11 protein-coding genes and 1 tRNA gene are annotated in these 12777 nt (G+C 67.5%); all 12 read right to left on the reverse strand.

What is annotated here, in order from left to right:
- Positions 1 to 477 precede the first annotated feature (477 nt).
- Positions 478 to 1164 carry a 50S ribosomal protein L1 gene (gene rplA, locus KHB019_RS13120; protein ID WP_230104166.1) on the reverse strand — a complete coding sequence of 229 codons (687 nt, stop codon included), beginning with the start codon at positions 1162 to 1164 and terminating at the stop codon, positions 478 to 480.
- 11 nt (positions 1165 to 1175) lie between these two features.
- Entirely contained in the window at positions 1176 to 1607 is a 432-nt protein-coding gene (gene rplK / locus KHB019_RS13125) for a 50S ribosomal protein L11 (protein WP_144792427.1), read from the reverse strand.
- 187 nt (positions 1608 to 1794) lie between these two features.
- Complete coding sequence (nusG, locus tag KHB019_RS13130; protein WP_230104167.1) at positions 1795 to 2826, reverse strand: transcription termination/antitermination protein NusG; 1032 nt, start codon at positions 2824 to 2826, stop codon at positions 1795 to 1797.
- Positions 2827 to 2871: 45 nt separating this feature from the next.
- Positions 2872 to 3135, reverse strand: coding sequence for a preprotein translocase subunit SecE (gene secE, locus KHB019_RS13135; protein ID WP_337459166.1), 264 nt, complete (start codon positions 3133 to 3135; stop codon positions 2872 to 2874).
- A gap of 40 nt (positions 3136 to 3175) precedes the next feature.
- Positions 3176 to 3248 (reverse strand) — tRNA-Trp (locus tag KHB019_RS13140).
- A gap of 128 nt (positions 3249 to 3376) precedes the next feature.
- Positions 3377 to 5101: a ubiquinone-dependent pyruvate dehydrogenase gene (poxB, locus tag KHB019_RS13145; protein ID WP_230104169.1), complete on the reverse strand. Its 1725-nt coding sequence runs from the start codon at positions 5099 to 5101 to the stop codon at positions 3377 to 3379.
- A gap of 89 nt (positions 5102 to 5190) precedes the next feature.
- Positions 5191 to 6612: a GntP family transporter gene (locus KHB019_RS13150; RefSeq protein WP_325471820.1), complete on the reverse strand. Its 1422-nt coding sequence runs from the start codon at positions 6610 to 6612 to the stop codon at positions 5191 to 5193.
- A gap of 69 nt (positions 6613 to 6681) precedes the next feature.
- Entirely contained in the window at positions 6682 to 7572 is an 891-nt protein-coding gene (locus KHB019_RS13155; RefSeq protein WP_337459167.1) for an NAD(P)-dependent oxidoreductase, read from the reverse strand.
- Positions 7573 to 7622: 50 nt separating this feature from the next.
- The gene (locus KHB019_RS13160) at positions 7623 to 9017 is read right to left on the reverse strand and encodes a four-carbon acid sugar kinase family protein (RefSeq protein ID WP_337459168.1); all 1395 of its coding nucleotides are present in this window, start codon (positions 9015 to 9017) and stop codon (positions 7623 to 7625) included.
- A gap of 128 nt (positions 9018 to 9145) precedes the next feature.
- Positions 9146 to 9853 carry a FadR/GntR family transcriptional regulator gene (locus tag KHB019_RS13165; RefSeq protein ID WP_337459169.1) on the reverse strand — a complete coding sequence of 236 codons (708 nt, stop codon included), beginning with the start codon at positions 9851 to 9853 and terminating at the stop codon, positions 9146 to 9148.
- A gap of 44 nt (positions 9854 to 9897) precedes the next feature.
- On the reverse strand, positions 9898 to 11259 hold the full coding sequence (locus KHB019_RS13170; RefSeq protein ID WP_337459170.1) for an aldehyde dehydrogenase family protein: 1362 nt from the start codon (positions 11257 to 11259) through the stop codon (positions 9898 to 9900).
- A gap of 27 nt (positions 11260 to 11286) precedes the next feature.
- Entirely contained in the window at positions 11287 to 12762 is a 1476-nt protein-coding gene (locus KHB019_RS13175) for an NAD-dependent succinate-semialdehyde dehydrogenase (RefSeq protein WP_337459171.1), read from the reverse strand.
- Positions 12763 to 12777 lie beyond the last annotated feature (15 nt).

Below are 12777 nucleotides of genomic sequence, written 5' to 3' on the forward strand. Positions count from 1 at the left end.
CTCACCCCAACCAAAGGCTGGAGTCGAGGTTATTTGGCATTTGACAAGTGCACGCTGTTGAGTTCTCAAGGATCGGACGCACCCACGACCCAGTCATCACAACCAGGCCCGCAGGGCAACTTCTCAATCTTATCCGCCTCATCTGTCCTGTCAAATCGACGCGCCGACCGGATCTGAGATCCGCTGCGCGGTCGAATTGAACCGCAGAAGAGGTGGAAGCTCCCATTCTAGACGCAAGCGTCCAGGTCTCTCAAGTGAGAGATTCGGGAGGTGGTTCTCCGCTTGAGGGGGGTGAGGCTCTGAGCCTCTCCGCTTCCCTGTGGGGCGAACAAGTAATAACTTACGTGCGATCCTGGGGCCTGGCAAATCGAGCTCGTTTCCCTGGCGTGTCGCGCACTCGCGCCTCCCGCACAACGCCCTGATGGTACGACGAAGGGCCCCCACCGAGACGGTGGAAGCCCTTCGAAACAGTCAGCGTCAGATGGCGTTGACGTCCAGCGGGATGCCGGGGCCGAACGTGGTCGACACAGCGCCCTTCTGGATGTAACGGCCCTTTGCGCTGGACGGCTTGAGGCGGACGATCTCCTCGAGCGCAGCACCGATGTTCTCGTCGAGCTGCTCAGCCGAGAACGAGGCCTTGCCGACGACGAAGTGAACGTTGGCGTGCTTGTCCACGCGGAACTCGATCTTTCCGCCCTTGATCTCCTCGACGGCCTTGGCCGGGTTCGGGGTGACGGTGCCGGTCTTCGGGTTCGGCATCAGGCCACGGGGACCCAGCACCTTTCCGAGACGACCGACCTGGCCCATGAGCTCAGGGGTCGAGACCGCGGAGTCGAAGTCGGTCCAGCCGGCGGCGACCTTCTCGATGAGCTCGGCGCCGCCGACCTCATCTGCACCTGCGGCGATCGCAGCCTCGGCCGCTGGGCCGGTGGCGAACACGATGACGCGGGCGGTCTTTCCGGTGCCGTGCGGCAGGATGACGGTGCCGCGCACCATCTGGTCGGCCTTGCGCGGGTCGACGGCGAGCTTCAGCGCGACCTCGACGGTCGAGTCGAACTTCGCCGAGCCGGTCTCCTTGGCGAGAGCGACAGCCTCGGTCGGAGTGTAGAAACGGTCTGCCTCGATCTTCGCGACGGCAGCCTGGTAAGCCTTGGACTTTGCCATGATTATTCCCCTCAGCCCTCGACCGTGATGCCCATGGAGCGGGCGGTGCCGGCGATGATCTTCGAGGCGGCCTCGATGTCGTTCGCGTTCAGGTCGGCCTGCTTGGTCTCGGCGATCTGACGGACCTGGTCCTTGGTGATCTTGCCGACCTTGACGGTGTGCGGCGTGGCCGAAGCCTTCTGGACACCTGCGGCCTTCTTGATGAGCTCGGCAGCCGGCGGCGTCTTCAGGACGAACGTGAAGCTGCGGTCCTCGTAGACGGTGATCTCGACCGGGATGACGTTGCCGCGCTGCGACTCGGTCGCGGCGTTGTACGCCTTGCAGAACTCCATGATGTTGACGCCGTGCTGACCGAGCGCGGGGCCGATCGGCGGCGCCGGGTTGGCGGCACCGGCGTTGATCTGGAGCTTGATCAGGCCGGTCACCTTCTTCTTAGGTGCCATTTCCTCTTCCTTTCATCGAGCGGATGCCTGAGGCATCCCTCTCCCGCAGATCCGGCGTGTCCGAACCGCGGTGCTGCCTGCGGGCGCGCGAAATGCGCACACAAACCACGCAAGTCTACCTGATCTCCGGCGGATGCCGTAAACCACGAACGGCCGCCCCGAGGGACGGCCGTTCCAGAAGCGTGGATCAGATCATCTTGGTGACCTGGTCGAACGACAGCTCGACCGGGGTCTCGCGCTCGAACAGCGACACGAGCACCGTGAGCTTGCCGCTCTCGGGCTTGATCTCGCTGATCGAACCGGGGAGCCCTGCGAACGAGCCCTCCTTGATCGTGATGGTCTCGCCGATCTCGAAGTCGACCTCGGCGGCGACCGGGCGGGCGACGGCCACGCCGCCCTTGGACTGGACGTTCTTCGCCGTGGAGACGTCCTTGACCTCGACGAGCGCCTTCAGCATGTTGAACGCCTCTTCGAAGCGCAGCGGCGTCGGGTTGTGGGCGTTGCCCACGAAGCCGGTCACCCCGGGGGTGTGGCGAACGACGGACCAGGTGTCCTCGTTGAGCTCCATGCGCACGAGCACGTAGCCCGGGATGCGCACGCGGGTGACCATCTTGCGCTGGCCGTTCTTGATCTCGACGACGTCCTCCATCGGGACCTCGATCTGATAGATGTCGTCCTCGACCTCGAGCGTCGACTTGCGCTGCTCGATGTTGGCCTTCACCTTGCGCTCGAAGCCGGCGTAGGAGTGGATGACGTACCACTTGCCCGGCATCATCCGCAGGTCCATGCGGAAGGCCTCGTAGGGGTCCTCTTCCGCGTCGTCGTCCGAGTCGTCGGGTTCCGCGGCATCCGCGTCGCCGTTCACGTCCGGTCCGTCGTAGGGCGTCACCTCGTCGGCTGCAGCAGCCTCGAGGTCAGCGGCCTCTTCGGCCGTCGAGTCGTTCAGGACCTCGGCGGCAGCTTCGGTCTCTGCCGTCTCGTCCAAGTTGAGAGCGTCGTTCACGATCGCGTCCGCCTCCGGGTCGTCGATTTCGATGTCTTCCGTGCCTTCGTCGTCCGAGCCGTCCTCGTCACCCTCGATGTGCACGGCCTCGCGCTCAGCAGCAGAGGACGCCTTCTCCTCGGCGGAGAGGACGTTGCCCTCCTGCGCCTCGTCGTCCTCGCTGGACTGCTCCGCGGCGGTCGCCCAGTCGGCGTCGTCGGAATATCGTTCAGACACGTTGTTTCTTTCCACTCAGTGCGGCCGGAACCGCGGGAGCGTCGCTTACTGCGGCACTCCGAAGACCTGCGAAGTCAGCCACGAGAATGCTGTGTCCAGACCGTACACGAAGGCCATCACGATCACGACGAACACCAGAACGACTCCGGTGAACTTGAACAGCTCCATGCGGGTCGGCGTGACGACCTTGCGCAGTTCGCCGATGACCTGGCGGAAGAACAATGCGATCCGCCCGAAGAAGCCGAGCCTCTTCACACCGGCGGCGCCGCCTGCCGCGACGATCTCGCCGCGCGGTTCGTCCTGATCCATCCTGAATGTACCTTTCGTGTGCCAGCGTGGCGCTGACGCGCAGGGCGGACAGGAATCGAACCTGCAACCTGCGGTTTTGGAGACCGCTGCTCTGCCAATTGAGCTACCGCCCTAGAGCCCTGGCGGGCTCTGGGTCTGCGTCCTTCCCGCACCCGAGGGCACGGGAAAAGAATGCAGACAACTGCCTGTCCAGTGTAAGGCATGGCGCGCGACGCGGCGAACCGACGCCGGTGCGCACACGTCAGAAGAGCTGTCGCCAGTTCGCCCTGGCGAGATCGAGCAGCTCATCACCGCGCCCCGACATGACCGTGCGGATGGCGTACAGCGCGAAGCCCTTGACCTGTTCTGCTGTGACCGCCGGCGGCATCGAGAGCTCCTGCCGCTCGGTGACGACATCCAGCAGCGCCGGCCCGTCGTGGGCCAGCACCTCCGCGACGGCATCCGGCAGGTCCTCACTGCGCTCCACGCGTCTCGCGAAGATGCCGAGCGCTTCGGCGACTGCCGCGAAGTTCGGATTCTCGAGGTCGGTGGCGTACGTCACGAAGCCCGCCGCCTTCATCTCCAGCTCGACGAAGTTGAGGGATGAGTTGTTCACCACGATCGTCTTGACCGGCAGCTTGTTCTGGGTGAGTGTGATCAGCTCGCCGAGCATCATGGCCAGTCCCCCGTCGCCGGCGAGGGCGACCACCTGACGCCCCGGCTGCGCAGCCTGCGCGCCGATGCCGTGCATGAGGGCGTTCGCCATCGATCCGTGGGTGAACGAGCCGACCAGACGGCGTCGACCGTTCATCGTCAGGTAGCGGGCGGCCCACACCGTCGGCGACCCGACGTCTGCGGTGAAGACGGCGTCATCCGCCGCGTTCTCGTCGAGCAGCCTGGCGAGGTACTGGGGATGGATCGGGTTGTTGCCCTTGGCCGGAACCGCGAGGTCGTCGAGCTTCGCGCGTGTCTTGCGGTAGTGCGCCACGGCGTCGTCGACGTGCGAGCGGTCGCTCTTCTCGGCGATGCGGGGCAGCAGAGCCTCGGCCGTGGCTCGCACATCGCCGACAAGACCGAGGTCGAGTGGATGCCGCTTGCCGAGCTGCGAGCCGCGGATGTCGACCTGGATCGTCGTGGCGTCCTCCGGGTAGAACTGCGTGTACGGGAAGTCGGATCCCAGCACGAGGAGCGTGTCGGCGGATTCCATCGCCCGGTATCCCGATGCGAAGCCCAGCAGACCGGTCATGCCGACGTCGAACGGGTTGTCGTACTCGATGAACTCCTTGCCGCGCAGCGCATGCACGATCGGAGCTGCGAGTCGGTCGGCGAGAGTCACGACCTCGTCGTGCGCCCCCTCCACGCCAGCGCCGGCGAGGATCGTGACCCTGTTCGCCGCGTTCAGCAGCTGCGCTGCGTTCTCGAGTTCGTCCGGACTCGGCACGATGACCGGGCGGGCGCGCTCGATGACCGTCGCACGGTTCTCGGGAACCTCGGCGAGGGCGACATCACCGGGGATGACGATGACGGCGACGCCCCGCTCTTCGATCGCGGCGCGCATGGCGATCTCCAGGACGCGAGGCATCTGCACGGGGTCGGCGACGTACTCGACGTACACGCTGCACTCGCGGAAGAGCTCCTGCGGGTGGGTTTCCTGGAAGTACCCGCTGCCGATCTCCTGCGTGGGGATGTGCGCCGCGATCGCGAGGACGGGCACACGGGACCGGTTCGCGTCGAACAGGCCGTTGATGAGGTGCAGGTTGCCCGGTCCGCAGGAACCGGCGACGACGGCGAGGTCGCCGGTGATCGCGGCATCCGCCGCCGCGGCGAACGCGGCCGACTCCTCGTGACGCACGTGCAGCCACCGGATGGTGCCGTCTTTCCGCAGGGCGTCGGTGAAGCCGTTGAGCGAATCGCCTGGGATGCCGTAGACCCGGTCGATCCGGTTGGCGCGGAGCGTCTGGACGATGTTCTCTGCGACGGTGACCATGGCTCCGACCCTAACCCGACGATCCGTGCAAGACGAGAGGCCCCCGGTTTCCGCTCGCGCGACACCGGGGGCCTCTGACACCGACGGCGTCAGCTCATCGGGATGACGATGTACGCCAGCCAGGTGAGGAGGAACCCGGCGACGCCGAGCACGGTCGTCAGCGGCGTCCAGGTGCGCAGGCCGTCCTTGACCGAGAGGCCGAGGTAGCGGGTGACGACCCAGAATCCGGAGTCGTTCACGTGGCTGAGGCCGAGCGAGCCGTACCCGATCGCGACGGCGACGAGTGCGATGTGGATCGTGTCGAGTCCGAGCACGGCGACCGTCGGCAGCAGCAGACCGGCGGTCGTGGTGATCGCGACCGTGGCCGAGCCCTGCGCTGCGCGCATGACAAGCGAGATGAGGAACGCCGCGAGCAGGATCGGCATGCCGCTGCCTGCCATGAGTTCGGCGACGGCGCCGCCGATTCCGGTCTCGGTGAGGATCTTGCCGAAGGCGCCACCGGCACCGGTGACGAGGATGATGACGGCGGCCGACGGCAGTGCCGACTCCATGACCTCGCCGAGCTTGGCCGGCGACCAGCCACGACGCACTCCGAGGAAGAACATCGCTGCGGCGATGGCGACCATCAGGGCGAAAATCGGCTGGCCGATCATCGACAGGAAGCCGTTCCAGAACGTGCCGGCCTCGAACGCCGGGGCGACGGTGGTGCCGATCATGATGAGCACGAGGGGCAGCAGGATGAGCCCGAGGACCGTGAACGCGCTCGGAGCCTTCTCACCGTCGCGCAGGCCGGCGTTGATCGACGCCTTCTCGGTGCCGAAGCTGTCGAACATCTCCTTGGTCGCCTCGATCATCGCGAACTCGCGACGGTTGATGACCTTGCCGACCCAGAACGAGAGGGCCGCGAGCGGGATCGAGATGATCAGCGCGAAGATGAGCACCCAGCCCATGTCGGCCCCGAGGATCGTGGCGCCGCCCACGATGCCGGGGTGCGGCGGAACCGCGACGTGCACGGCGAGCATGATTCCGGCGACCGGAAGCCCGAACTTGATCGGGTTGAGGCCGGCGATCTTCGAGAACGCGAAGATGATCGGCACGAGGATGATGAAGCCGGCGTCGAAGAACACCGGAATCGCGAGGATCGCGGCGGCGATCACCAGGGCGATGCCGACCCGCTTCGGGCCGAGCCACTTCGTGAACTTGCCGGCGAGGGCTTCTGCCCCGCCCGACAGCTCGATGATCTTGCCGAGCATCGAGCCGAGCGCCACGAGGACGGCGACGGAACCGAGTGTGCCGCCGACACCGGCGATGATCGCCTGGATGATGCCGAGCTGCTCCGGCGCATCCCCGCTGGCGGGGATCGTCGTCATCGGCAGGCCGGCTGCGATCCCGACGAGGATCGACACGAGGATGAGGGCGTAGAACGCCTGCATCTTGAAGCGGATGATCAGCAGGAGCAGCAGGGCGAGGCCTGCGATGCCGATGGCGATCAACGCGGGAAGAGGAAGCATCTCTGGATCTCTTCTTTCGGTTTCACGGGCGCGGGTGCGCCCTTGTTGTTGAGGTTAGGGGCGGGTGGATCAGGACAGGCGCTCTGGAGCGATGACGCGGATGACGGCGGAGTCGTCGTGCGCACCGAGGCCCTGGGCCTCGCCGAGCAGGAAGAGCTGTTCTGCCGCGTTCGCGACGGGCGTCGACAGGTGGGCGGCGCGCGCCGCTGTGCCGACGATTCCCATGTCCTTGACGAAGATGTCGAGGCGGCTGAGCACCTCGGCGCCGTCCTCGTCGTAGGCCTGGAGGCTGCGCGGGCCGCGGTTGCCGAGCATGAAGGAGTTCGCCGCCCCTGCGGTGAGGGCGTCGAGGGTCTTCTCGCGGTCGAGACCCAGAGCGTCGGCGAGAGCGAGGGCCTCGGCGGCCGCTGCGATGTGCACGCCGCAGAGCAGCTGGTTGACCGTCTTCAGCGCCTGCCCGTCGCCGGGCTTGTCCCCCACGATCGAGAGGGTGGACGCGAGCTGCTCGAGCACTGGCAGGGCGACCTCGAGCGCCGACGGGGCTGCGCCGACGACGATGAGGAGATCGCCTTCGCCTGCCCGGACGGGACCGCCGGAGAGCGGAGCATCCACCAGCTGCGCGCCGTGCTCGGCGAGACGGTCGGCGATGTCGCCGATGCCGTCGGTTCCCACGGTGCTCGTGAGGATGACGACGGCGCCTTCTGCGAGGTGCGACGCCAGCCCGGTGCCGTCGAACAGCAGGTCGTTCAGCTGGGCGCCGGTGCGGACGGCGACGAGCACGGCCTCGGCGTTCGCGACTGCTGCCGCTGCGGAGTCGGCGGGCCGGACACCCTTCTCGGCGGCGAGCGCGATGCGGTCGGCTGCGATGTCGAAACCGCTCACCTCGAAGCGCTCCGCGAGGCGGGTGGCCATCGGCAGGCCCATGGCCCCAAGGCCGATGACGGCGACGGTGGAGGTCATTGCTGTTCCTTTCAGGGGTGTCGGCGGGCGCCGGTGCGGCGCGGGCCTGATCAGTCGGCGAGCGTCGAGACGACGCGCGCCAGAGAATCGGTGTCGCCGACGTTGCCGGCGAAGACGATGTACGGGATGCCGACGGCGGGGCCCGTCTGCGGCTGCCACAGCGAGACGATGCCGGGGAGCATCGGGCCGAGCACAGTGGCGCGACGGATCTCGAGCGCTTCGCTCGCGACGTCGCTGGACGTGATGCCGCCCTTCGCGATCACGAATCGCGGGGGCGCGATCGCGAGCACCCTGCGGACGAGTTCGACCACGCCGCTGGAGACCTGGCGCGCAATCTCGAGGCTCGCATCGCCGTCGGCACCCGTGACGAGCTCGCGCGTCGTGTGCACGATGACTGAGTCGGATGCCAGGGCTTCTGCGACCGCATTCGCCTGGGTGTCGAGGTGCTGCTCGCGACGCTCGTCGATCAGCTGACGGACGTCGAGCTCGATCGTGACCGTGTCGGGGCGCCGGCGGCGGAGTTCTTCGAGCTGGGCCGTGGTCAGCGGCACGTGGCTGCCGACGACGACGAGACCGCCGCGGTCGTACGCGAACGGGATATCGGATGCCGAGACGGGTTCGGCGATGTCCTGCCCGATGTGCGCACGCACGTACGGAGGGCCGACACGGAGCAGCACCTCGCGGTCCATCTCGTGCAGGGCGAGCGCGACGACGCGCATGTCGCTCTCGTCGACGACATCGACGGCCACGACGGAGCCGGAGGGCAGACTGCGCAGGAACGTCGTGACGGCGCCGACACCCGTGCGGATGATGTCGATCGTGAGCGCGGCGACAGCAGCGGCCGGAATGCGGTTCTCGGTCTTCTCCGCGACCCAGTCACGCAGGTTCGATGACGCGAACCCGAACGTCGCATCCTGCGCGAACGGCGTCTCGCCGACGGGCGTGGCCTCGCCGTCGGTGACCCAGTAGTGCACCGAGTCGACCGTGATCCGGCCGGCATCGGGGAAGGCGGGGACGAGGAGCGTCAACTCGGGGGCAGCGCCGCCGTGCGCGACGATCTCGGCTGCGAGCACATCGGTCTCGAGCGGGAAGTGTCCGCGCAGGGTCGAGTCACCGCGGGAGACGAAAGTCACGTGCCGATCGGCCTCGGACGCAGCGGCGAGAGCGACGGCGACGACCTCGCGATTGCGCTCAGCGGCTGTCGCCTCGTCGAGCGAGCGCGTGTTCGTGAGCACGTAGACGGCTGGAGCGCCGGTCGCGAAGGCCCCGGCGAGGTCCTCCTTCTCCCATCGGGTGAGCACGGGGAGGTTCGCGACAGACTGCGTGCCGGTCGGGTCGTCGTCCAGGACGACGAGGACACCACGCGGGTCGGACGACTCGCGAACCTCGACGGCGTCGATATCGACGGGGGCCTGGATGCCGGCGAGAAGCGCGTCGATGTGCACGGGAACTCCTTCGTTCAGAGGGGGCTGCGTGATCTCGGAGGGTTATCCGATATCAGATAACGAGCGTACGCCCTAAATTCGCACTCGGCAAACGACGGCGCAGGATCGTCGTTAGCCGAGAGCCGCGACTACTCCCCGAGGACGTAGTGGAGCAGGTCGTCGCGGGTCTGGCGCATGTGGCTGGCCATCGCCTCTCGCGCGGCCTCAGCCGACTTCGACCGCATGGCGTCGAGGACGGCGGTGTGCTCGGTGATGGCGTGCTCGCGGATCTCGAGCACCGAGCTGGTCTCGCTCCGCGAGTCCTGCAGCATCGTGGTCAGCGGGCGCATGGATGCCACGAGGATCCGGTTGTCGGCAGCGGCGAAGATCACGTCGTGGAACGCGAGGTCCGCCTCGACGAAGCCGGGGACGTCCCCGTGCGCATGCGCGACGCGCATGGCCTGCAGCAGCTCGTCGAGCCGGGCGATGTGCTCGTCGGTCGCTCGAGGAGCCGCCAGCTCCGCAGCCCCCGTCTCGAACATCACGCGCATGTCGAGGAGCTCGAGCGATGAACGGCGCCGCGCTCCCCCGCTGCGCGCGTGCCTGACGACGGCCTCGAGACCCGTCCACTCGTCGACCGGGGCGATGCGGTGACGGCTCCCCGGCACGGGGACGATCACGCCCTGCGCCTGCAGTAGTCGGACGCCCTCGCGCAGCGTCAGGCGCGAGACGCCGACGAGCGCTGCGAGATCGGCTTCGGCGGGCAGCGTCTCCCCCGCGACGAGGCGACCCGCGATGATCTCGTCGAGCAGCCCGTCGACGACGGACTGCGTGCGGGTGACTCGCTCGGCCTTCATGCCTCCAACGCTACTGCGATCCGACCCCTGAGCCCGTCGAACGCTCAGGCTCTGCGGATGAGCTTCTTGTTGACGAACTCGTCCGCAGCGAGCAGACCCAGCTCCCGCGAGGTGCCGCTGCGCTTGACCCCGCCGAACGGCAGCTCAGGGCTGTCGGCGAGCACGAGGTTCACGTAGACCATGCCTGCCTCGATCCGGTCTGCGACGCGCTCGGCCTGCTCGGCGTCCGTGGTGAAGACGTACGACCCAAGGCCGAACGGCGTGCCGTTCGCGATCTCGAGCGCGGCATCCTCATCGGCTGCGCGGTACACGACGGCGGCGGGGCCGAACAACTCCTCCCGATAGGCGTCCATGTCCGGCGTGACGTCGGCCAGCACGGTCGGAGCGAAGAACGCTCCCTCGCGGGTGCCGCCGGTCAGCAGGGTCGCGCCCTGTTCGACAGCGCGATCGACCTGCTCCTGCAGCCGCTCTGCGGCCGCCAGCGACGCGAGCGGACCGAGCACCGTGTCCTCCTCGGTGGGATCCTCGGCGTCGACCGCGGCGAGCGCAGCGACGAACTTCGAGGTGAACTCCTCGTACAGGTCGTCGACGACGATGAAGCGCTTGGCGCCGTTGCAGGACTGGCCGTTGTTGTCCAGACGCGCGTCGACCGCGTTCTGCACGACGGCATCCAGATCGTCCGCCGAGAGCACGATGAACGGGTCGGATCCGCCGAGCTCCAGAGCGACCTTCTTCAGGTTGCGGCCGGCGACCTCGGCCACGGCGGCTCCTGCCCGTTCCGACCCGGTGACGGAGACGCCGTGCACGCGCACGTCGGCGATGATCGTCGCCGCCTGATCGTTCGTCGCGTACACGTTCACGTAGGCGCCGTCCGGGAGGCCGGCATCCTGGTAGATGGTCTCGAGCATGGCGGAGGACTCGGGGCACTGCGGTGCGTGCTTGAGGATGATCGTGTTCCCGATCGCGAGGTTCGGACCGGCGAAACGGGCCACCTGGTACGCGGGGAAGTTCCACGGCATGATCCCCAACAGCGGGCCGAGAGGTGCGCGGCGGATGATCGCCGTGCCGTCGCCTGCGATGTCGATCGGCTGGTCGGCCGTGATCTTGTCGATGTTGTCTGCATAGAACTCGATGATGTCGGCAGCGAACTCGACCTCGCCGACGGCAGCGGCGATGGGCTTTCCCATCTCCTTCACGATGATCGCGCCGAGCTCATCCTTGCGTTCGCGGTGCAGCTCGGCGATGCGGCGGATGACGGCGGCGCGGTCTGCCGGCGCCGTCGCCGCCCAGGTCACGGCCGCGGACGCGGCGCGGGCGACCGCCTCCTCGATCCGGGCATCAGTGAACGTGTCGTAGGCGGCGAGAGTTTCGCCGGTGGCCGGGTTGACGACGGCGTAGTCGGTCATGTCTGGTCCTTTCCGGGGATGCTGCGGTCAGCTGTTGGGGATCAGGGTGTACTTGGTGGACAGGTACTCGTGGATGCCCTCGAGTCCGCCCTCACGGCCTACGCCGGACTGCTTGACACCGCCGAACGGAGCCGCGGCGTTGGAGACCACGCCCACGTTCAGCCCCATCATGCCCGTCTCGAGCGCGTCGATCATCCGATGCCCGCGGTCGAGATCCGAGGTGAACACGTATGAGACCAGCCCGTACTCGGTGTCGTTGGCGAGGCGGACGGCATCCTCTTCGCTGTCGAAGGTGGCGATCGCGAGAACCGGGCCGAAGATCTCCTCGCGGAGGATGTCGCTGCCCTTCGCCACGTCGGTGATGACGGTGGGCTCGAAGAAGGTGCCGGCACCGTCGACGGCGTTGCCGCCGGTGCGGATGCTGGCACCGCGGCCGACGGCGTCCTGGACGAGGTCACGGGCCTTGTCGACGGCATCCGCGTCGATCAGCGGACCGATCGCGACGCCGTCCTCCGTGCCGCGGCCGATCTTCATGGCGTTCACGCGCTCGGTGACCCGCGCGGCGAACTCCTCCGCGATCGAGGCGTGGACGATGAATCGGTTCGCCGCAGTGCAGGCCTGCCCGATGTTCCGGAACTTCGCCAGCATCGCGCCATCTACGGCCTTGTCGAGATCCGCGTCCTCGAAGACCACGAACGGGGCGTTTCCGCCGAGCTCCATCGACACGCGCAGGACACCCTCTGCGGCCTGCGCGATGAGCTTGCGGCCGACATCGGTCGACCCGGTGAACGAGAGCTTCCGCAGCCGCGGGTCGGCGATGATCGGGGCGGACAGCTTCGACGACGACGAGGTCTGCACGACGTTGACGACCCCGGCGGGCAGCCCAGCCCGCTCGAGGAGCCGGGTGAAGAACATCGTCGTCAGCGGCGTCAGCGCCGGCGGCTTGATGACGACGGTGCAGCCGGCCGCGAGTGCCGGAGCGATCTTGCGCGTCGCCATCGCGAACGGGAAGTTCCATGGCGTGATGAAGAACGACGGCCCGACTGGACGCTGCGAGACGATCATCCGTCCGGTCCCCTCCGGGTTCTGTCCGTAGCGTCCGGAGATGCGCACCGCCTCCTCGCTGAACCAGCGCAGGAACTCGCCGCCGTAGGCGACCTCTCCCCGCGACTCCGCGAGCGGCTTGCCCATCTCGAGCGTCATGAGGAGTGCGAGGTCCTCCTTGTGCTCCTGCACGAGGTCGAACGCGCGGCGCAGGATGTCGCTGCGCGTTCGCGCCGGCGTCGCAGCCCAGTCGTCCTGTGCGGCCACCGCGGCGTCGAGGGCGCGGACGCCGTCCTCAGCCGTCGCATCCGCGATCGAAGCGATCACGGCGTTCGTCGCGGGATCGCGCACATCGAAGGTGCGGCCGCCCTCGGCATCCGTCCATTGACCTCCGATGAACAGTCCCTTCGGGACATCAGACAGGAGGGCGGTCTCGTTCGCTGCGAGTGCGGTGGTCATCGATCTCTCTTTCCG

The organism is Microbacterium sp. KHB019 (genome assembly GCF_037285405.1).
Taxonomy (GTDB): Bacteria; Actinomycetota; Actinomycetes; order Actinomycetales; family Microbacteriaceae; genus Microbacterium.